This is a genomic window from Sporolactobacillus terrae DSM 11697, assembly GCF_000648615.1.
GTDB classification, from domain to species: Bacteria; Bacillota; Bacilli; order Bacillales; family Sporolactobacillaceae; genus Sporolactobacillus; species Sporolactobacillus terrae.
Genome location: NZ_JFZC01000025.1, coordinates 71,906 through 93,528, shown reverse-complemented (window position 1 = coordinate 93,528; position 21,623 = coordinate 71,906). Strand labels below are relative to the sequence as shown.

The window sequence follows — 21,623 nt, the reverse complement described above, 5'->3', positions numbered from 1 at the left end:
GATAGGAAAGGACCGCTGTTCATCAATGAAACGCTCACGAATGTTCTGTCTTTTTTGCGTTATCTTAATTTGGATCATGACACCTGCATTAACGTGTCAAGCAGGTTCACATGTAGCGGCTCAAGACCGAAAAGCCTTATATTTAAAGACGGCCGCATTGACCGGGATACGCTGGAGCATTCTGGCCGGTTGCGACCAATATGCACGTAACATCCTTGCGCTTGATTCAGAGCATGCTAACAAAGACGAATTGATCAGCATTGCCTTTGATAAACGCACATGGGCCGGTCCGTTAAATCCTAATCCGGACGACCAGAATCCGAGTACAATTGCCTTGTTCGGTGGAATCGGAAGGGATGGAAATGGTGACGGTCGCGCGCAACGGAGCAGTGCAGAAGATCGGCTCTATGCGTTTGCACAGTCCATTGCTCAAGCAGGACCTGGTGAAGAAAATACACGAATCGGTCTCTGGCAGCACTATCGGCGTGGTAAAGCAGTCGACTTAATTAATCATTTCGCGCGGCTCTTTGAACATGCAGCACCTGAGGAATTGGAAAAACATGCCTTCCCAGTACCGCTCAATTACAACTATGATTATGCCTCGACATGGGGGGCAAAACGCGGCTGGGGCGGCAACCGTATCCACGAAGGTACCGATATTTTTGCTGACTACGGTACACCGGTGCGCGCCACTTCCTACGGCATCATTGAGCTGATCGGTTGGAATAAATACGGCGGCTGGCGCATCGGCATCCGTGATCTTCACGGGAACTATCACTACTTTGCCCATTTGAATGGCTATGCACCGGGCATCCATCATGATGTGATTGTAAAGCCGGGGCAAGTGGTCGGTTACGTTGGCAGTTCTGGATACGGACCCAAGGGCACAATGGGCAAATTTCCGCCTCACCTGCATTACGGACTCTACCGTGATAATGGGCGTGCCGAATATTCGGTTGACCCCTATCCGGCTTTGCGCATCTGGGAACGGCAGGATGCGGCAAAAAAATGAAGCTTGCCAAAAAAGGCACAGCCATGAAAACGAAATGTCGTCCTACTGATTGCTCTTCTTATTTTCAGAAGGCGTTTCAATCGGAACGGCCGGCGTGACGCCTGATCCGTTTGACCCGTAAAAGTAAGGAACACCCGGATTTAAGCCTTTTATGCCAATCGGGATGCGCTGCTTGATCGTTTGTGATTTCATCGCAAACGGAACAATCACATCCACCTTGACGGTCACGACCATGTAAATGGAGTAGAGCGGGTTGTTAATACCAGCATTTTTATAGTCCTCCTTAATATCTGTTTCAACGTTGCTGACGACCTCCATTTCTACGGGAACACGCGGGCCGTAATTACTGAGCAGTGCGTTGTTTAAGATCTGACCGAGCGGAATATCGGCGATAATTGCGTCGCCATGGTGGTTTTTACGGTAAATGAGATCATCTTCCGGACCATTGGTAAATGAAATACGGCCCTTCTCCGCTGCGCGAAGAAACCATAGAATTCGATTTGAGATCTGTCCTTTAAGCTGATTTGCTTTTTCGGAATTAAGCTCAAAATCAGTGATTTTCTGGTCCTCGGTACGATGGGTAATGAACAATTCTTCTATTTTGGGAATTTCATTAGGATCATTCTCTTCAGTAATGTTGCTGAGCACATGCTCTCCGATGCCGTAATTAATTGCGTAATGAGCCATCTGTTCCGTCTGCGTCTGCGCAATACTGAACAATGCCGGTTTCATTTTTTCGTTTACCAGCCAAATGGCTAAAGAAACGCAGAGGATGAAAATGAACAAGGAGAGCAGCAGCGATTTTTTAAAAGACAGGTTTCTTCGTCGATAACGTCTGCTCGGTTTAAACATGACAACCCTCCTCCACTTCAATATATATGAAGGTGAAGGAGGGTTCAGTCTTTTTTCTTTGGAAAGGCTCATTCTGGGTAATGGATGCTTTCCTTAGAAACCCATTGAAATCAATGCCTTATTTTTACGTCAAGCCATTTTTTTTAATGCATCAATACCGCTCATTCCCGGATGAACACCAATCTTTTCTGCACCAACGGTTACCTCAGCAAGTGGGGCATGCAAAAGATCTTCTAAGGTCCGAACGCCGACTGCTTTGCCTGCTCGCACATCGCGGTCCGCCAGTTTATCGTTCAGCAAACCGACATCAAGAGCGCCGCACATAATGTAGCCGGATGCTCCAGTGATGATCAGTAACGTTGTCTTCGGCAAGGAAACACTGATGCCTTGAACTAAGCGGCCGTCAATAGCAAAAGGTTGCACGTGAATCATTCTAAAGCCTCCCCTCCTCATTCAGTTTATGGAGGGATGAGGCAATGGGTGACTGTCCGGTTTTGCATCGCTGCGCTTACTGAGCTGCCAAGCAAGTAAATCGCGCAGCGTCTCCGGCAAGTAAAAGCGCTGCTCCGCTTTAACAATTGGCGGCAGCATCGCGCCTAGCGTAAACATGTCGATTGTTCCGATGCTGTAGCGTCCCGCTTTATCAAGGGGTTTACCGTTGATTCGAACATGAACCGCAGTCTCCCCTTCCTGCTCATAAGTCAGATGACTGAAAATGAGACAGCCGACGCGTTTCCCGCGAAAGCCGAACCCTTTTAGCGCATAATTTTGGAAAGACTTCTTCATGCCGAGCTGAATCATCGAAATAATCGCATTGCCGGACACTTCAACCCGACACGGATTAATCGGGTGTGGGCAAATCTGATGCACCATGAAACGGGTCACAGCGCCTTTAGGAAGCGGACCAAGAATGACTCCCGCATTGACCAGGCCAATGTCGGCATCACACCATAAGCGAAGCGCATCCGCCATCATTGACGGCAATTCAGACGATTGAAACCAATCGACCTGCAATGGATGATCCAAATAAGCAATACGATGCTGCATATTGGCAATCCCGCGATCCGTTAATCGTTTCACTTCAAGAGCGGCGGACTGATCTTCAGGCTTGCGCAGTGTAATCAAATCCGCACCTTTATGAAGAACCTTACGCTTGCATTCATCGTATTCAATAACAATATGACCGGCATAGCCCAAGAATTTGCCTGTCTGTGCAATTAATGTGCCGTCCAACAGTTCTCCTTGTTCGAGCACATGATGCGTATGGGCGCCAATGATCACATCAATCCCGGACAACTCTTTTGCCACACGTTCATCAAAGGGCAGCCCGCAATGAGACAGCACAACCACAAGATCTACTTTACCTCGCACTTGATCCACTGCCGCCTTCAGCTCTGTGTAGGGGTCTGAAATGCTCCAGCCGAGTAGGCGGTAAAAGTTTGGGAAAGCGGCGGTTATCCCGATCAAACCCACTTTTATCCCTTGCATGTCATCAATGACCCAAGGCAGACACCACGATGGCCGCGAGCCCGAATGCTGATCATAGAGGTTGGCAAGCACAACTTTGAAGTGGCGCATGGTATACGCAGCGCTAAGTTGATCCTTGGTAAACGTGATGCCTTCATTGTTGCCGATCGTTGCGTAATCATATCCGGCTTCGTTTAGCAAGTGTACATTGCCTGCGCCAAGCAAGCCTTCGGTCAGCGGGTTTACGCGATCCATATGATCACCGAGATCAAGCGTCAGATACGGTTCCCCGACCTGATCGAGCCGATGGCGTTCATCGTTTAAATAGCGGACCAGGCAGCCCCAATTGTTGAGATGACTGTGAATATCATTTGTATGGAAAAAGTGTAGTCGTATCACGCATTTGTCCCCCCGATCATAAACCAAATGCAAAACGAACGAAATCAAATGAATGCTTCTATTTTACCTCACTTCAGCTGCTCGCTTTACCTTCTTATTGTAAAACAAAAACCTTTCAAATTGCGCGTATTCGCGCATTGAAAGGTCTGCTGGAAAGGATCGGAAACCGAACGATCAGCCGATCGAGCCTTCCATGTTATATTTAATCAATCGATTCATTTCAACCGCATATTCCATCGGAAGCTCTTTGGTAAATGGCTCGATGAAGCCCATCACAATCATCTCAGTAGCTTCTTGTTCCGTAAGGCCGCGGCTCATCAAATAGAAAAGCTGCTCTTCAGATACTTTTGAAACTTTCGCTTCATGTTCCATCGAAATGTCTTTATTCAGGACTTCATTATATGGAATCGTATCCGATGTTGATTGATCATCCATGATCAAAGTATCGCATTCAATGTGGGAACGAGAATTCTTTGCTTTAGGCGAAAAATGAACTTTCCCTCGATAAGTAACATTTCCACCATTTTTAGCAATCGATTTAGAGATAATTGTTGATGATGTATTCGGCGCAAGGTGGATCATCTTTGATCCTGAATCTTGATTTTGTCCTTTTCCGCCAATAGCGATTGTCAACGTGCTGCCTCGCGAACCTTCACCCTTGAGAACAACCGATGGATACTTCATTGTAACCGCAGAACCAATATTGCCGTCAACCCATTCCATCGTCGCGTGATCCTCACAAATCGCACGCTGAGTCACAAGATTATAAACATTGTTTGCCCAGTTCTGAATCGTCGTATAGCGGCAGTATGCATCTTTGCACACATAAATCTCAACGATTCCGCTGTGCAATGAACTGCTCGAATAAACCGGAGCAGTACAGCCTTCAACATAATGGACAGACGCCCCTTGATCGACAATGATCAAGGTTCGTTCAAATTGACCCATACTTTCGGAATTAATCCGGAAATAAGCTTGCAGCGGTGTCTTGCACACAACGCCCTTTGGAATATAAACAAAGGAACCGCCGGACCAGCATGCCGCATTAAGGGCAGAGAATTTATTATCGGCATAAGCGATCACTTTGCCAAAATATTGTTTAAAGAGTTCTTCGTGTTTCTGCAAGGCGGAATCCGTATCAAGGAAAATCACGCCGTCCTTTTCCAGCTCGTCTTTCATGCTGTGGTAGACCACTTCGGATTCGTATTGGGCAGAAACGCCGGCCAGATATTTGCGCTCAGCTTCAGGAATACCAAGCTTATCAAAAGTGTCTTTAATTTCATCCGGCACTTCATCCCAAGAACGTCCCTGATTATCCACCGGCTTTACATAGTAGGTTAGATCATCGAAATCTAATCCACTGAGATCAGCACCCCATTGAGGCATCGGCCGTTTATAAAAATGATGCAGACCCTTCAGACGATAATTGAGCATCCATTCCGGTTCATTTTTCTTCTTGGAAATTTCGCGCACAATATCTTCAGTCAGACCCCGCTTGGTCCGAAATACGGACACATCTTTTTCCCTAAATCCATATTTATACTCTTCAATGTCAGGAAGCTGCTGCTGTTCTGTAGCCATTGCGGAATTCCTCCTTTTTAGCTTTATAAGGCGATGCACCGCATCGCATATTTATTGATCACAGAGATACACCGAATGTTCACCTGTTCGAATTCATTAAGTCGTACATACCCTAAGTGTACCATAAGTCACAGAAAAGTTGCATGTACTGCTCATTCATGATTCAAGTCTTGATCTGCTGTGCGCAGTGCTTTTTCAACGGCTTTCCACGCCAGCGTCGCGCACTTAATCCGAGCCGGATATTGCGAAACCCCATGAAGCGCTTCAGCATCGCCAAGATCCAGGTCGTCATTATGCGCTCGACCTTGAACCATTTCCGAGAAATCAAAAGTAAGTTGATGGATTTGATCAACATCAAGTCCTTTAATTGCTTCGGTCATCATTGAAGCTGAGGATTGACTGATCGCACAACCCGATCCCAAGTACTTTACATTCTTTACCTTATGGTTCTCAATCTCCAGAGAGACCTGAATTTTATCGCCGCATGACGGATTGTTCATTTTCACCGTCACACAATGATTGCCGTTGAGTTCGCCGCGATTTCTCGGTTTCTTATAATGGTCCATAATGACCGAGCGGTACAGCTGGTCAAGATTATTAAACAACATGTCCAAAGAACTCCTTCGTTTCTTTAATTCCTTTGGCTAACGCTTCAATCTCATCCTCGGAATTATAGAAGTAGAAGCTGGCGCGAACCGTCGATTCACACTTTAAACAGCTCATCAGCGGCTGCGCACAATGGTGTCCGGCGCGAACCGCAATGCCTTCCGAGTCAAGTGCTGTTGAAACATCGTGAGGATGTACACCGTTAATGTTAAACGAAACCAGTCCGGAGCGTTTGCCCGGTCCGTACAAGGTCACACCGTCAATCTGCGACAACAGCTCATAGGCCTTATCGGTCAACGATTCTTCATAGCTTTGGATCTGATCCATGCCGATCTGCTGTAGATAATCAATCGCTGCACCAAGGCCGATTGCACCGGCGATATGCGGCGTCCCTGCTTCAAGCTTCCACGGGAGTTCTGCCCATGTCGCACTTTGAAAACCAACCTCATCAATCATTTCTCCGCCGGTTTCAATCGGTTCCATTGCCTCAAGCAGTTCCTGCTTGCCATACAAGATACCGATTCCCGTTGGACCCAGCATCTTATGCCCGGAAAATGCAAAAAAGTCTGCATCAAGCGCTTGTACATCAACCGGCATATGCGGGGTACTCTGCGCACCGTCAACAATCATGATTGCACCGCATTCATGGGCAATTTTTGCAATGTCTTTCACCGGATTAACCGTACCCAAGACATTGGATACTTCTGTCACAGACACGATTTTCGTCTTATTGGAAATCGTCTCGCGGACTTTTTCCAGTGCGAGCGTACCGTCTTCTTCCATTGGAAAATAACGCAGCACGGCTCCGGTCTTTTGCGCGACCTGCTGCCACGGTATGAGATTCGCATGATGTTCCATCGGCGAGATAACAATCTCATCGCCCTCACCAAGACGTGCGAGCCCATACCCATAGGCAATTAAGTTTAAGCTTTGCGTGGTACCGGTTGTATAAATAATTTCTTTATCACTTTTCGCATGAATAAAGCGGCGTATTTTTTCGCGTGCTTCCTCATAGCGATCCGTTGCTAACGTCCCCAGTGTATGTACACCGCGATGAACATTAGAATTATAGCGTTCATAGTAATCCACCATCGTTTGAATGACTGATGTTGGTTTTTGCGAAGTCGCTGCATTGTCTAAGTAGACAAGCTGATGTCCATTAACCTGTTGATCGAGAATTGGGAAGTCCTTACGAATTGTTTGAATATCCATTAGCCGACTTTCCTCTCAATTAGTTTTGTCAACTGTTTCTGAACGCCTGCAACAGGGAGCAAATCAACGACCGGTGCAAGAAATCCTTCAACAATCAATTTTTCAGCGGTTTCTTGCTTTATTCCGCGGCTCATTAGATAGTAGAGCTGATCCGGATCAACGCGTCCAACAGATGCCGCATGTCCGGCAATGACATCATATTCGTCAATGAGCAAAATCGGATTGGCATCGCCGCGTGCTTGGTCGCTCAGCATCAGCACACGCTGCGTCTGTTCACCATCCGCACCGGATGCTCCGTGTTCAATCTTTGTCCGCGCATTAAAGATCGAGTTTGATGCATCTTTTTGAGCGGCGCGAACAAGCAGCTGACTTTTTGTTGCTTTGCCAACATGGCGCACATAATTATCAAAGTTTTGTTTTTGAGATCCGCTGCCGATACTTACCGCCTTAATGTCTGCTTCGGCACCGTCTCCCTCAAGATTCGTCGCATTTTCGGACAAGGTATTGCCGTCATTCATTTGTCCGAGTGCCCATTGAATACGACCATCTTTAGCAACGTTGGCCTGCCGACTGACATAGGTGACAAATTGATCAGAGAATTCATCGACTGCACCATAGTTCACTTGGGCATTCGCACCGACGACAACTTCATTGACAATATTGGCAACACTTTTACCTGCCGCTGCATCAGAAAGATAGCTTTCTACAAAGGTGACCGAACTGCTCTCTTCTGCGACAACAAGCGTATGGGCAATCAGTCCCGCTTCCGGTGCATCTTGGTAATAAACCGCTTGGATCGGTTCGCTGACCACGACATTTTTCGGCACGTAGAGGAACGTTCCTCCATTGACGAGTGCTGCATTTAAAGCGGTCAGTTGGTGTTTGTCAATGGACGTTGTCTTGAAATAATAGTTTGCGAGCAAATCGCTATGTTCACGAACTGCAGTTGCCAGGTCTGTATAGATAACGCCCTGATCCTTGAGGTTCTGTGATAAATGGTCAAAAACGGCCGAATTGTTCACATGAATCAATACATTGCCGACCTGATCGCCTTTGCCCATCAGATTGCTGATTTCTTCAGGCAGATCACTCAGTTGATCGACAGCACCGCTTTCGGTTTGAACGTTAAATTTTGTAAAATTCCAATCCGCGATGCGCGTTTTTTCCGGTGTCGGCAATGGAAGTTCCTCTGCAAGACCCAACCCCTTCAGACGGATCTCTGAAAACCATTTCGGTTCATTTCGATTCTTTGTAAAATTAGTGATTGCTTCCGCATCAAACGGAAGGTTTTTCAGCTGCATAGACATCGTCACCCCTCCTTACTATTTCAACGTTCAGGCTTCTACCGTTTCATCGTCTTTAATACCCAGTTCAGCCTTCATCCCGTCATAGCCTTCTTTTTCAAGCTGCAAAGCAAGTTCCGGTCCGCCTGTTTTAACAATCCGTCCTTGCATCATAATGTGTACCTTATCCGGTTTAATATAATTCAACAGCCTCTGATAGTGGGTGATAATTAAGCAGCCAAAGTTCTCTGAGCGCATCGAGTTAACCCCTTTGGCAACCCACTTCAACGCATCAATATCCAACCCAGAATCAATTTCATCCAAGATCGCAAATTTCGGTTCAAGCATCATCAGCTGCAATATTTCGTTGCGTTTCTTTTCACCGCCGGAGAATCCTTCATTGACATAGCGTTCGGCAAAGGATTCATCCATTTCCAGCATGTTCATTTTTTTATCCAGCGTTTTGATAAACTTCATCAGCGGAATCTCATTGCCTTCGCCGCGTCTGCCGTTAATCGCTGTTCTTAGAAAATCAGCATTGCTGACACCGCTCACTTCACTTGGGTACTGCATGGCGAGAAACATTCCTGCGCGGGCACGTTCATCAACCGCCATATCCAGCAGGTTCTGCTCGTTAAGCAAAGCCTGTCCTGAAGTGACTTCATACTTCGGATGCCCCATCAGTGCCGATGCAACCGTTGATTTCCCTGTTCCGTTTGGCCCCATCAAGGCGTGAATCTCTCCGCCCTTCATATCTAGATCAAAGCCCTTGACAATGGACTTGCCTTCAACGGAAACGTGAAGGTCGTTTATTTTCAATTCAGGTGCAGTCATCTCAAAACCTCCAGTATGGATAATGTCAATTTGCAGATTGATTCACATTCTCAATCTATTCTCATTATCATCTTATATCAGATGTAAATAGATAGCAAATAAAAGGATATCCCCATCGTTTATAAATGTATGTACCCGTATTATACCGCTGTTTTCAAGATTCATCATTGATCTTTGATAAAAAAACAACTTTATTTATGATTGTAAAAGGAGAAACGAATCGCTCTGATTAGAATAGAAAAAAACCGCTCAGCCATGGCTATCGAGCGGTTTCATCGGTCTTGTATTTGTTATTATTCAGATACCGGCAGTACTGCGCCTTTGTATTTTTCATTAATAAATGATTGGATTTCCTTAGATTGAAGCACATCGACTAACTCTTTAATTGCTTTTTTATTTTGATCGCCCTTGCGTACGGCGATAATATTCGCATATGGCGATGAAGCGCCTTCGAGAATCAACGCATCTTTTTTCGGCTGCAGTTTTGCTTGAAGCGCAAAATTTGTATTAATCGCAAACAGGTCTGCCGCACTATTTTCGTAGGCTTTTGGCAGAAGTGCCGGATCAATCGGCTGCAGGAATTTCAGATGTTTGAAGTTATTAATGTCTTTTAGTGTAGCAGAAATCGGATCAACGCCGGATTTGATCTTCAAAAGCCCTTTCGACTGCAAGAGCAGCAGAATACGGCCTTGTTCTGACTTGTTGTTGCTGATTTGAACCGTTGCTCCGTCTTTTATGTCGGCAACCTTTTTATATTTCTTCGAATAAATACCAAAAGGTTCAATGTGGATTTTTCCTGCATTAACTAAATCTGTATTGTGTTGTTTATTATAGAGATCTAGGAATGGAACGTGCTGGAAGTAATTGGCGTCCAATTGTTTTGATGCAAGCGCCTGGTTGGGCAATACATAGTCTTGGAACACTTTTACTTTCAAGTTAATCCCTTTTTTCTTCAGCAGCGGTACCGCTTGTTTCAAGATTTGTGCATGAGGAACTGCTGACGCACCGACAGTGAGTGTTTGCGTCTTTTGAGACGTCTTTTGAGACGATCCTGCCGATTGTGCGCATGCGCTGAGAATGAGTGCGAATGCTAGAATGAGCGAAAAAACGATTGACTTTTTCATATTTGTAACCCCCAATTAAGATGTGTCGCCATGATTTTTTTACCATCATTTTTTTATGATCAGCTTTTAGCTGTCTATCTCTTGTCTACACGTCGCGTGATGCGATCGCCAATGTATTGAATCAAAAAAACAATGACTAGGATGATGATCGTTGCAATGAACGTAATCAAGTTATTATTTGTTTGAAAACCTTCATTATATGCAATCGTGCCTAAACCGCCGGCACCAATAACACCCGCCATTGCCGTATTGCCGATCAGAGCAATAAAAGTTACCGTCATCCCTGAGGATAACGCCGGCATCGCCTCGGGAAGCAAGACCTTCAGAACAATCTGCCACCTCGTTGCCCCCATTGCCTGAGCGGCTTCAATGACGCCTTTGTCCACTTCTCTAAGTCCAATTTCAACCAGTCGGCCATAGAACGGCGCCGAACCAATAATAATTGCCGGCAACGCCGCCGTTGCTCCGATCATTGTGCCAAGCAGGAGCATTGTGAACGGGATCAAAAGAATAATTAAGATGATAAACGGGATTGATCGGAAAGTATTGACAAATGAGGCGATCAGACCATAGATCACCTGATTTTCAAAAAGTCCACCTTTTGCGGTTAAATAGAGCAGTAAACCTAAAAAAATACCTAAAATAAATGTAAAAACACCAGATATAATCGTCATATAAAGCGTTTGTCCGGTTGCCAGCCACATGCCGGGCCAATCAACCGTTTGAAGCCATTCACTCATTAGAATTGAGCACCTCGATTGCTGCATGCTCGGAACGAATCGCTGCAAAAGCATCGTTCATCACATGGATAGTTCCTTCGACGGCAAGCAATGTCTTCTCCTGATGGTCCTTATCTGAACGCTCAGTCCCCAGCACTTTAACTGAAAGGTTAGTGTTGGCAAGCAGTCGGGCAAGATTTTTCTGAAGAAGCTGCGGATTATCCGCACTTAGATGAACCAGTGTTGCACGCTTCGGCGCCAAATCACGCAAACGTGCTGCCTTCTGCCTGCGGCCGTCATCGGAACTACCGATGAATTCTTTCGTTATCTGCTGTTTCGGGTGTTGGAACACCTCGGTAACGCTGCCCTCTTCGACAATGCAGCCATGGTCAAGAACGGCGACGCGTCTGCATAGCTTTTGAATGACGGACATTTCATGGGTAATCAATAGGATCGTTATGCCTAATGATTGATTGATCGATGACAAAAGCGAAAGAATTGAATCGGTCGTTTTGGGATCAAGTGCAGACGTTGCTTCATCGCACAAAAGCACCTTTGGGTTGTTCGCCAGAGCGCGTGCAATGCCGACACGCTGTTTTTGACCACCACTCAGTTGCGCGGGATAAGCCGATTCCTTTCCTTCCAACCCCACCATTTTGATCAATTCCGCAATTCTGGACTCGCGCTGATCTTTGTTCGTATTCGTTAACTCTAAGGGAAGTGCAATATTCTCGGCAACGGTTCGCGACCAAAGCAGATTGAAATGTTGAAAGATCATACCGATATTGCGCCGTTCTTTACGCAACTGACGCTCATTCAGCTTCGTCAAATCGTGGCCATCGATCGTGATGGTCCCTGAAGTCGGTTTCTCAAGTAAATTAATCAACCGAATCAGCGTACTTTTTCCAGCACCGCTGTACCCGATAATACCGAACACTTCTCCTTCTTGAACCTTGAGATTAACCCTTGTTAAAGCTTGGACAGGACCTCTCGCAGTTCGAAACGTTTTCTCAATATTGCTTAATTGAATCAAATGCGTTCACCGCTTTCAAAAATTACACAACGCCATCCAAGGCATAAAAAAACTGTTTTCCTGTGTTTTCGTTTCGATTATGAAACGTTTCCGGCCCCTTCACCTCTTGTTCATTCATTATTCTCCAATAAAAAAACCCGCCTTGAGAGAGGTGGGTCCGCCTCTCTCATCTGCCAGAATACATTACACTTCTGTAGGAATTAGCACCTTGACTTTGCGCATGCGCAATCAGGTTGCCGGGCATCATCGGGCCAGTCCCTCCGCCACTCTGGATAAGAGTTTTTCTATTCAATTGAGTGTACTTAATTTACCATCCAAAACGGTTCGTGTCAATTCTTTTTATCATTCCCCGTGCTGCTTCGATCAAGCTTATCACGGTACACCGTCACAGCGGTTTTCCTTGTTCTTAATCCCCTTTATACCGTTCAGGCATAACACGCAGTGCGACTATTCAGATCGTGGTAACCACTGTCCCTTTGATCGATGAACCGTTCTCTCGATTGAAACGGATTCTGAAAGAGCGGATGTGCATGCCTCCAGTCCGATACGGCCTGCTCCGCTTTTGGATGATTCGCCCGAATACTTTTCGTTTCCTTAAATAAAGCGCGCCAAGGGAGTGAAAGTGACGCCGACCGTTCGCGAATTTTCTCGGCGGACAGCTGCCGAGCATCATCAAGGGATAACGTTTTCCCATAGGCATTCGCATTTAAATAAAGCAGATACTTGCCCGCCGACAAACCACGTGCTTCAGCCGCTCGTTTTTGCTGGAGCGAGGTATGCAGCCATTGCACGCCGATGCCGTTCGCCTTTATTGCGCGACGTGTACTGCTTTTGAATGCTGCAGTCAGACCACTAGTGAAATCCGTTCGTTGCGAACGGCTGATTTGATCCGTAAGAACGGACGTAACAATGCAAAGTGAGCTGCCCGAATCCTTGCCCAATTTTGAAAGCAGCGCTGCGCTCAGTTCTTGAAAAGACCCATTCTGAAGCATTGGGCGTTCTTGAATAAATTGTTTTGCCTCCTGGTTTAAAGGTTGAACAGAAATAATGTTCATGTTGCGATCCACACTCGCTTCAACGCTCGCTTTCAGATCAAAATATACATAAGCGGCCACAGGCCCTGGGGGCGCGTATGAGCTGTGTGAAAGCGGCAGAAAACAGAGCACGGAGATGCTCAGTGCCATCATCGGTATCATAAGCGATTTGGGAAGAAGGAAGAAATGAGCAAGGTGTGCCGCCGTAACGGTTTGGCCAATCGACAATCTCGCCGTCCGTGTGAGATGAACGGACTTAAAATCTCCGTCATCAGTTAAAACGATGGCACGGCGCCCTCTCTTGGAAATGAGTACACCCTGATCTTGTTTAATCAGTGTTTCTCCCCACCTTTCTCAGGTCATTGAACCGTCTCCATTTCTGGTTCAATATAGGACCGTAATGCGCTGAACCCACCAATATAGATGAGTGCTAAAGCTATTATATACTTTCGATTCCTTTCAATCGTTTTACGGGAGCACGAAACAAATTGTAACAAATCTTTTATCGGTAACTGCTTTTTTTTCTTTAAGTAAGCGACCAATTCCTTATGTTCAACAAGCAATTTCGCAGAAACTTTTGCATTTTCGCGTGCATCTGCATGCTTCGGGCAGTGTTTGCTCAGTACATCAAACGTAATGCCGTAATCGAGCAGCAGCGCGCGGTAGCTTTCAATCTGTTCCATCCGTTCTTGAATGCGACGCTGTTCTTCGTAGTGATCAATCGCCGCTTGTTGTTCGATAAAGCTTTCTTCCATCGTATTTTCATCCGACGGTTTTGTCTGATCCAAGTAAATATGGCGTACTTGTCGGGATTCTTTTCGAATAAAATCGATGATTCGGCGACGAATAACCATATCGGCAAAAGTCAGAAATTTACTCCCCTGACCGTTCTGATATTGATTGATCGCCTCGTTGAACGCAACGAGACCCACACTGAATTCGTCCATTGTTTGATCGATAAAACGATTGCATACTTTAGAAACAACCTTTTTAATAAAAGGTTTGTAGGATTCGATAATTGAGTTTCTCAAGATTTCATTTCCCTGTTGTACTTGGGATATATTATTTTCAAGCGAAATATTAAACGCTCCGCCTAATGTCATCTGGTTTGCGCTCATCAAAACACTCACCTCTCGCTTTTGCTTCTTCTTTAAGTAAAAAACTAGTCAAGATCCAGAGTCGGTTGCTCTTCTTTTTTATAACATAACATGTCCCATTAACTGGATGAACTATTGTCAAAAACTTTTGTTAATGTACAAGTCTATCATTTTTTGTCGAATGAACACAAAAAATCCTTGTCTTATTTATACCATGGGCTGCTGCTCCAAATAAAGCAACAATACGGTAACAAATTGATGACAAGGATTGTGATGAGCGGTGGTGTCTTAAACTTTGCGCTTTTTAAATTAACCGATCAATTTCTCATAAGCAGCAGCATCAAGTAATTGTCCAAACGCAGATTCATCCACAGATTCAAGTTCAATCATCCACGCTTTTTCGTAGGGCGACTCGTTGACAAATTCGGGTGAATCCTCCAATTCATCATTAATTTCAGACACGACTCCGTTAACCGGTGCGTATAGTTCTGAAACCGTCTTTACTGATTCAACGCTGCCGAATGAATCGCCGGCATTCAGTTCTGCACCGACTTCAGGCAGTTCGACAAAAACGATATCTCCAAGTTCTTTTTGTGCAAATTCTGTAATACCGATACGAACTTTTCCATCGGCTTCTTTTTTTACCCATTCATGGTCCTTTGAATAAAGCAGGTCTGTTGGTACGCTCATTATTTTGCCTCCGTTTTTCACAAATGAATGATGTTCGTCTTCCTAAATATATACATATTATACCGTAAGGAAATGGAAGAAAAAACAGTAAAGTTTACGCGTTCTTAACCTTTTCCAGCCATTCCTTTTCAAACATGTTCTCACTGAATCCAACGGTCGCCTTTTGTTCATCAAAAACAAGTGGACGTTTGATCAGCATGCCGTCTGCTTCCAGCCACTCCAGCAATTGTTCGTCAGAAGCATCTTTTCTTTTGTTTTTATAATCGCCTTCACGGTAATGCTTTCCGCTTGTATTAAAAAATTTGCCGATCGCTGTCCCGCTTTTTTTGATGATCTGTGCTAGCAAGGCACGGTTTGGCGGCTGCTCAGCAATATTTATGATCTGATAGGAAATATCATGCTCATCCAACCATTTTTTTGCTTTTCGGCAAGTGCCGCATGGCGGGTAACTGTACATCGTAAGCACATCGCTCATCCTCTCTTCGTTTTGCTTTCTTTTTTATTATACCCAAGCTTATTGGGTAAACCAAAGATCACCACTGATTCGTATCAATTTTTTTAAAGCGTGTGGACATAATACAAAGGAGCGCCGCTACCAAACAAAACAGGAGTGTGAAAAACACATGAATATGCAACAGCAAAGCGGGCAGAATCAAGTGACCTACCCACAGCCTCCGGCAATACTTTCTACAAAAGATTTTCTGTACATTGAAGACATGCTTTCGTGGAACCTTGAAGTCATTAAAAAGGCTCATGCCTACGCGACAATGTGTCAGGATCAGGACGTTGTTCAAGCGATGAATCGGACATGCCAGCTTCACATGCGCCATTACCAAGCAATCCTGAATCACCTGAGCAAACACGTTCAAGCGAAAACAATGGCAGGAGGTATGGCAAAATGATGGAACAACAGCCGGCACAATCCACGCCGATTCAAAATCCGGAAGCTCAGGTTTCAAAAACCCCGCAAATGAATGACCGCGACTACTTGAACGATGTACTGCTTACAGAAAAGTATTTAGGCGTCTCTTATGCACATGCGCTTCAAGAAGCCAGCCATCAATCTTTATATCAAGATATAAAGAACGTCTCCGAACAGACCAGCGATCACCAACGTGATCTCTTTAACCTCATGTTCCACAAAGGCTGGTACAAAATGGAGTCTCAAGACCCGCAAAAGATTCAACAGGCGGTGCAGCAGTTCACTCAGTACGCGCAGCAGCAATTTCCTAAATAAGGTTAAGTTTTGCCTTTTGACATCATCCCATACCTTGGGATGATGTTTTTTTCATAAGGGAAGAAAGTATAAGATTTGGCGTGCAGTACTGCGCGCAGCTGTGCGTTACTTTACCCCGTCTTCAAGCGAATAGGCCAGTACCTTGACCGAGAATCAAGGCGGCAAGCGAGTAACCGAAGCGACGATTCAGCACCGGACGATTTTTGTCCGGTTTTTGTTGTTTCAAACAAAAAATGCTGATCTTCCTTTTCTAATCACCTATAATGAACAAAAAGGAGGCAACATTTTGAATAAACGATTAATTGCCGTTGAAGATTTGGCACAATTTACGTTTGCCGGAAACCCCGTGCTCTCTCCCGATGGAACAACCGCTGTCTATGTAGTAACAAAGACCGACTTACATCAAAACGGTTATGTTTCGACACTATACATAACAAATGATGAACAGGCACCAAGGCCGCTGACTCACGCGTACCAAACGGATCGGTTGATCAAGCATCACCGCCCTTCTTTCTCTGCAGACGGAACTTATGTTTATTATTTATCCAATCAAACTGGAACGGATCAGGTTTGGCGTATCCGATTATCCGGCGGTGAATCGGAACAAGTAACCAAATTTGAACATGGCGTTGAGGATTATGTACTGAGTCCAGATCGTATGCACATGGTCTGCCGAGCCATAAATAAGGATCGTCAAGAATCGGAAAATGATGATGTGACGGTCATTACAAGACTCCGCTATCTGCAAAATGGGAAAGGTTTTGTTGATCAGACAGGCGTCCTATACTTCTGCTCGATTAAGCGCAAGCAGCAGACACGGATCACCAAACCAAATTGTGATGCGAAGATGCCGCGGTTTTCATTAGATGGACATACACTCTACTTTTTAATGACAAAATCCGCTCCTGAAACAAGTGATTTTCTGTTTGATGTCTACTCGTATCACTTGTCAACGGAAACAACAACCTGCATTTATCAAGCCAACGGCACACTCTATGATCTCGCTGTTTCCCCAGATGGACGCACGGTCGCACTTGCTGGAACTGAAGATGGTGAATTTTCTCCGAAAAACATTGAGCTATTGTTGCTCCCTTCTCATGGAGGAACCGTCCATCATATAACCGAGCACTGGAATCTATCACTTGGTAACTTTGTTAGTACCGATGCCCGCTTTGATGCAGGAAATTCCTTAATTGCGTGGACGGAGGATAGCCAAGCGTTGATCTGTCTCGTTCAAGACGGAGCGATTAGCGGCTTAAAGACGGTGCATCTTGACGGGAGCTGCACAACGCTTTTTATGAAAGAAAAGCATGTCGTCACTTCTTTTGCGATGCAGAACAACGTTATTGCTGCAATCATTTCAACACCGCTTTCAACCGGTGAGCTTTATTTCCTAGGAAATAACGACTCAATTCGACAAAACAGTTTCCATAATCAATCGCTTTTTAACCAACTCGATCTCAATGAACCGATTGCTTTTACTTACAAGGGGGCTGATGATTGGACCATCGATGGATGGGTATTGCTGCCGCCAACACGCGCACGAAAAACAGGGAAAATTCCCATTGTTCTTGAAATTCATGGTGGACCCGCTTCCGCATATGGCGATTCATTTCATCATGAATTTCAATGTCTTGCAGCAGAGGGGTATGCGGTCGTTTATACCAACCCGCGCGGCAGCCGTGGTTACGGCTCTGCTTTTTGTGCGGGATGCTTTAACGACTGGGGCAGAAAAGATAAAGAAGATATTTTAAAGGGCCTTGATTATGTTCTTGATCATTTTCCAGAATGCGATCGGACGCATCAATACGTCACCGGGGGCAGTTACGGAGGCTTCATGACCAATACCATCATTGGTACGACCAATCGTTTTCGTGCCGCCGTAACCCAGCGTTCCATTTGCAACCTTTATAATTTTTACGGAACAAGCGATATCGGCTACTATTTTCTGAAGCGCTATTTTAATGGTGCTGATTTATGGGATGCTGAAGAACGGTTGATGCAGTTCTCACCAATCCGTAACGCGCCGAGAGTTAAAACACCAATCTGCATTATCCATAGCGAGCAGGACCATCGCTGCCCGATCGAACAAGCAGAACAATGGTATGTTGCCTTGCGCCGCCTTGGCGTTCCTGCTCGTTTTGTGCGCATCAATGGTGAAAATCATGAGCTTTCGCGCAGTGGACGGCCGCAAAATCGTTTTACGCGTTTACACGAACTGATTAATTGGTTTAATCGTTATTGTCCAAAAGAAACAAGCGACTAAACGTCACCGTCTCGATCACACTTACAGAGGGCATCTCAAGCGTTCGGTTTCAACTTTGAGATGCTCTTTTTTCACATAAAGAAGGTTTATGGTTTTGCACTTGCTGAACAGGGATAAGCGATATAGCGATATAGCGATATAGCGATATAGAAAAGGAACCTTCCTGATTATAAAGGAACTTTCTTGATGCAAAAGAACTTTCTTAATGATAAAGGAACTTTCGCTAAGTGCGCATACGTCCTGTATGCAACGCGAAAGCCATCACATCCTGTGAAAGTACGTCCTGTATGCAACGCGAAAGCCATCACATCCTGTGAAAGTACGTCCTGTATGCAACGCGAAAGCCACCACATCTTGCGAAGATAAGGACCGGGCGCTTTTTGCCCGGTTTTCTTGCAGGAAAAGAAAGTATAAGATTTTGCCCCATCTTCAAACCAATGGACCAGTGTCTTAGCTAAGAATCAAAGCGGAGCTATTCTGGCGCCAGCGGGATCGCGCTGAGTTGATGCATGCCATTTCCGCATTTCCTCCATTTTTACTTAATCTTCCACAAATCTGGTAACATCATGCAATTCATCCTTTTACCCCATTACTAATCTCCTAATCCCGAAACCTATGAACCAAGGAGGGAGTTATACAATGAAAAAGAAAGTTGTTGGTTTAACGATCGCAGGTGCCCTTGCCCTGCCACTCGCTTTTGGAGGAGGTCAGGCACAAGCAGCGTCTCCGTCAAACAGTAAAGTTTGCACGAAGCAATTCAATGCATTGATCAATCCATTGAATGTGCAAGAACAGCAAGCTACGGATCTCGATGCTTTGCTTAAGAAACTTGGAATCAACCTTGATGGGACCCAGCTCCAGGAACAGCTTAATTTGCAGCTGAATGCAAAAGATGCGTCGGTAAAGGCTCCGGAGAAAAAGAAGGAGACACCTCAGGCAGAAAAGCCTAAGGCTGATTCTCAAAAAAAACAACCGGCACCAAGCCAAGGAAACGGCACTTCTGAAAAAGCAGACAAGCCTGCAAATGATTCGTCACAGCCATCGGACAGTGAACTGAATGCCTTTGAACAAAAGGTTGTTGATTTGACCAACCAAGAACGGACAAAAGCAGGTCTGCAGCCATTGAAAGCAGACAACAGTAAACTGTCAAAAATGGCCCGTGCAAAATCTCAAGACATGAAAGACAAAAACTATTTTGACCACCAGTCACCGACCTATGGTTCACCATTTGACATGATGAAACAATTCGGTATTTCTTATAAAACAGCCGGTGAAAACATTGCCGCAGGACAAAAGACGCCAGAAGAAGTCGTTCAAGGATGGATGAATAGCCCGGGTCACCGTGCGAACATTCTGAAAGGAAGCTTTACGACAATTGGTGTCGGTTACGTTGACGGCGGTTCTTACGGATCTTACTGGACTCAAGAATTTATCGGCAACTAATTTCTACCCCCAAAACAATTCAACATTCACTTTCAGCATCTTGCCATGTACATGAGGCAGATGCTGTTTTTTTGTTTCTTCTCGGCGGCAGCCATCATAGATAAAATGAAAATTAAACTGCTATGACTTGACTTGATTTCATGCCTTATTGGTTCAAGCATTCTATATGCTTGAACCAGATGCAGCTCATAAGAATACATTAGAAATATGGAAACTTTCTCAATTGGAGGTGACGATTTGCGCGCAGAGCCTCTCTATACTGCACTGGGCGATTCATTAACCGTAGGCGTCGGATCAACCGTATTTCAACCTAATTTTGTTAAACTTTATCAGCGAAAGCTAGAGGTGTATTACCACATAAAGCTGCAACGACAGATTTTTGCAAAGAACGGGGCAACAACCGAACAGATTCTGCAATCCACATTTCGCCCGGAAATCGCTGCAGCGATTGGAAGATCAACGTTTCTCACGATTACAGGCGGCGGCAATGATTTTCTCAAAGCCGGCAGATATTGGATGAAAACGGGCGACTTCTCAGCAGTCTTGCAAGCGACTGAAAACAGTTTAGCCCACATGGAACAGATGATCTACAGGATTCATCTGCTTCATGAAGACAGCACTGATTCTTATCGGGTGCGCATTCTTAATTTATACAATCCACTCTTCTATATACCGGGAACTAATCATTGGCTTGAAGACTACAATAAACGTTTAAATCAGTTCGAGGATGATGCGCACGTGCGTATCGCTGACGTTTATCATGCCTTTTCAGGGTATGAACCGCAGCTGCTCGGTTTTGACCATCTGCATCCAAATCCGATCGGTTATCGTGTGATGGCTGAAGTAACGCCAGTGTGATTTTTAAACATGCCACTCGAAAAAAAAAGACTCCTTAGAAGCTGAGCCGTTTGTTTATGCAGTAGGTTTAAGTTTCGATTGGCGTGTTCTGCCACTTTGGCGGCATATTTTTCCCCCAGTAAATCGTTTTGATCTCATGATGATCCTTGAAGCCATCCAATACAGTATGATAATGGAACTGAAACGCATAGCCGGCCTGAGGTGGGTGATTCCTTCTTACATGAAGCTTCGCGACTTCCTGACCGGATAATGTATTGTAAACATGGATGATGCGCTCCCCATAACCCGCTGCCGGTGCATGGGTAATGTCAAGTGAACGAATCCACGTTTTATCGCGTGCCATACTGATCTCTTTAACCGCATTGATAAAAACTGGGACGACCTCTGTTATGTATGGGTCACTTAGCTTTTCCCCGATTCGGGTGCCAAATTTCTGCTTTCCTTGTGTCAATGCTTCACGGGACACATACGCAGAAAGTCCTTTGATTAGCTGCATTTTTTCATTTGATGATCGCCATGAATCGTCGCTTTGCTCTGATTGCTGAGCGTTTTGCTCATGAGTGCTTGTACGCGCAGTCTCCGACTCATGAAGGTTTTGCTGATCATTCTGTTTGTCCAGATCATGTGCAGGCGGTGCTGGTGTGATCAAGCCGAATGTTAGTACGGCAACAAGCGTAACCAGTCCTTTTTTTATCCATTGAACAGGCACCGAAAAACCTCCAAGTCATTTATCGTACAATTCTTATATTTTTCGTATCTTGGTCGAGATTTCTGTCAGTTAAGTGCTGTTATCACGCGTGATTTTCACTGATCGCAGGCAGACCATGCAGTACTAAAGAATCCATCGCTACAAAAAAAGAAGGTGTCTCATCATTA

General features: G+C 45.1%; 22 protein-coding genes and 1 riboswitch. Of the genes, 6 read left to right on the top strand and 16 right to left on the bottom strand.

Translation table 11 applies throughout. The features are described 5' to 3' along the window. Window positions 1-76 precede the first annotated feature (76 nt). Window positions 77-1,012: a M23 family metallopeptidase gene (locus AA84_RS0103460; RefSeq protein WP_223362470.1), complete on the top strand. Its 936-nt coding sequence runs from the start codon at window positions 77-79 to the stop codon at window positions 1,010-1,012. Window positions 1,013-1,054: 42 nt separating this feature from the next. On the opposite strand, the gene yunB is transcribed toward AA84_RS0103460, so the two are convergent. The 15 genes from yunB to AA84_RS0103380 all read right to left on the bottom strand — a co-directional run bounded on the left by yunB (window position 1,055) and on the right by AA84_RS0103380 (window position 15,418). Next, window positions 1,055-1,864 carry a sporulation protein YunB gene (yunB, locus tag AA84_RS0103455; protein WP_028976038.1) on the bottom strand — a complete coding sequence of 270 codons (810 nt, stop codon included), beginning with the start codon at window positions 1,862-1,864 and terminating at the stop codon, window positions 1,055-1,057. Between the two features lie 129 nt (window positions 1,865-1,993). Continuing rightward, on the bottom strand, window positions 1,994-2,296 hold the full coding sequence (locus AA84_RS0103450) for a YunC family protein (protein WP_028976037.1): 303 nt from the start codon (window positions 2,294-2,296) through the stop codon (window positions 1,994-1,996). A 21-nt stretch (window positions 2,297-2,317) separates the two neighbouring features. Continuing rightward, on the bottom strand, window positions 2,318-3,730 hold the full coding sequence (locus AA84_RS0103445; protein WP_028976036.1) for a bifunctional metallophosphatase/5'-nucleotidase: 1,413 nt from the start codon (window positions 3,728-3,730) through the stop codon (window positions 2,318-2,320). 174 nt (window positions 3,731-3,904) lie between these two features. Then, window positions 3,905-5,311 carry a Fe-S cluster assembly protein SufB gene (gene sufB / locus AA84_RS0103440; protein ID WP_028976035.1) on the bottom strand — a complete coding sequence of 469 codons (1,407 nt, stop codon included), beginning with the start codon at window positions 5,309-5,311 and terminating at the stop codon, window positions 3,905-3,907. A 152-nt stretch (window positions 5,312-5,463) separates the two neighbouring features. Continuing rightward, window positions 5,464-5,919 (bottom strand): Fe-S cluster assembly sulfur transfer protein SufU, encoded by a 456-nt coding sequence (gene sufU, locus AA84_RS0103435; RefSeq protein WP_028976034.1) that lies wholly within the window; start codon window positions 5,917-5,919, stop codon window positions 5,464-5,466. After that, window positions 5,909-7,129: a cysteine desulfurase gene (locus tag AA84_RS0103430; RefSeq protein ID WP_028976033.1), complete on the bottom strand. Its 1,221-nt coding sequence runs from the start codon at window positions 7,127-7,129 to the stop codon at window positions 5,909-5,911. Before AA84_RS0103430 ends, sufU begins: the two co-directional genes overlap by 11 nt. Next, window positions 7,129-8,436 carry a Fe-S cluster assembly protein SufD gene (gene sufD, locus AA84_RS0103425; protein WP_028976032.1) on the bottom strand — a complete coding sequence of 436 codons (1,308 nt, stop codon included), beginning with the start codon at window positions 8,434-8,436 and terminating at the stop codon, window positions 7,129-7,131. The genes AA84_RS0103430 and sufD overlap by 1 nt, the downstream gene beginning before the upstream one ends. Before the next feature lie 27 nt (window positions 8,437-8,463). Further along, the gene (sufC, locus tag AA84_RS0103420; RefSeq protein ID WP_028976031.1) at window positions 8,464-9,246 is read right to left on the bottom strand and encodes a Fe-S cluster assembly ATPase SufC; all 783 of its coding nucleotides are present in this window, start codon (window positions 9,244-9,246) and stop codon (window positions 8,464-8,466) included. Window positions 9,247-9,539: 293 nt separating this feature from the next. After that, window positions 9,540-10,370, bottom strand: coding sequence for a MetQ/NlpA family ABC transporter substrate-binding protein (locus AA84_RS0103415; RefSeq protein WP_028976030.1), 831 nt, complete (start codon window positions 10,368-10,370; stop codon window positions 9,540-9,542). Window positions 10,371-10,444: 74 nt separating this feature from the next. Continuing rightward, on the bottom strand, window positions 10,445-11,110 hold the full coding sequence (locus AA84_RS0103410) for a methionine ABC transporter permease (protein WP_028976029.1): 666 nt from the start codon (window positions 11,108-11,110) through the stop codon (window positions 10,445-10,447). Next, window positions 11,103-12,122 carry a methionine ABC transporter ATP-binding protein gene (locus AA84_RS0103405; RefSeq protein ID WP_028976028.1) on the bottom strand — a complete coding sequence of 340 codons (1,020 nt, stop codon included), beginning with the start codon at window positions 12,120-12,122 and terminating at the stop codon, window positions 11,103-11,105. Before AA84_RS0103405 ends, AA84_RS0103410 begins: the two co-directional genes overlap by 8 nt. 163 nt (window positions 12,123-12,285) lie before the next feature. Beyond that, a riboswitch (SAM riboswitch) is annotated at window positions 12,286-12,401 on the bottom strand. A gap of 146 nt (window positions 12,402-12,547) precedes the next feature. Next, a complete protein-coding gene (locus AA84_RS0103395) occupies window positions 12,548-13,465 on the bottom strand; it encodes an anti-sigma factor domain-containing protein (RefSeq protein WP_420542173.1) in 918 nt (305 codons plus the stop codon). 50 nt (window positions 13,466-13,515) lie between these two features. After that, a complete protein-coding gene (sigI, locus tag AA84_RS0103390; protein ID WP_037562863.1) occupies window positions 13,516-14,274 on the bottom strand; it encodes an RNA polymerase sigma-I factor in 759 nt (252 codons plus the stop codon). A 288-nt stretch (window positions 14,275-14,562) separates the two neighbouring features. Next, entirely contained in the window at window positions 14,563-14,943 is a 381-nt protein-coding gene (gene gcvH, locus AA84_RS0103385) for a glycine cleavage system protein GcvH (RefSeq protein WP_028976025.1), read from the bottom strand. A 94-nt stretch (window positions 14,944-15,037) separates the two neighbouring features. Beyond that, window positions 15,038-15,418, bottom strand: coding sequence for a Spx/MgsR family RNA polymerase-binding regulatory protein (locus AA84_RS0103380; protein ID WP_037562862.1), 381 nt, complete (start codon window positions 15,416-15,418; stop codon window positions 15,038-15,040). Window positions 15,419-15,566: 148 nt separating this feature from the next. On the opposite strand from AA84_RS0103380, the gene AA84_RS0103375 reads away from it, so the two are divergent. The 5 genes from AA84_RS0103375 to AA84_RS0103355 all read left to right on the top strand — a co-directional run bounded on the left by AA84_RS0103375 (window position 15,567) and on the right by AA84_RS0103355 (window position 20,747). Beyond that, window positions 15,567-15,845 carry a hypothetical protein gene (locus tag AA84_RS0103375; RefSeq protein WP_028976023.1) on the top strand — a complete coding sequence of 93 codons (279 nt, stop codon included), beginning with the start codon at window positions 15,567-15,569 and terminating at the stop codon, window positions 15,843-15,845. Next, a complete protein-coding gene (locus AA84_RS0103370) occupies window positions 15,845-16,180 on the top strand; it encodes a spore coat protein (protein ID WP_028976022.1) in 336 nt (111 codons plus the stop codon). Before AA84_RS0103375 ends, AA84_RS0103370 begins: the two co-directional genes overlap by 1 nt. A gap of 142 nt (window positions 16,181-16,322) precedes the next feature. Then, entirely contained in the window at window positions 16,323-18,446 is a 2,124-nt protein-coding gene (locus tag AA84_RS0103365; RefSeq protein WP_051577796.1) for a S9 family peptidase, read from the top strand. Window positions 18,447-19,085: 639 nt separating this feature from the next. After that, complete coding sequence (locus AA84_RS0103360) at window positions 19,086-19,889, top strand: CAP domain-containing protein (RefSeq protein WP_028976020.1); 804 nt, start codon at window positions 19,086-19,088, stop codon at window positions 19,887-19,889. 237 nt (window positions 19,890-20,126) lie between these two features. Next, window positions 20,127-20,747 (top strand): GDSL-type esterase/lipase family protein, encoded by a 621-nt coding sequence (locus AA84_RS0103355; RefSeq protein WP_037562861.1) that lies wholly within the window; start codon window positions 20,127-20,129, stop codon window positions 20,745-20,747. Window positions 20,748-20,814: 67 nt separating this feature from the next. On the opposite strand, the gene AA84_RS0103350 is transcribed toward AA84_RS0103355, so the two are convergent. Further along, window positions 20,815-21,456, bottom strand: a complete 642-nt coding sequence (locus tag AA84_RS0103350; RefSeq protein WP_028976018.1) for a YpjP family protein — start codon at window positions 21,454-21,456, stop codon at window positions 20,815-20,817. Window positions 21,457-21,623 lie beyond the last annotated feature (167 nt).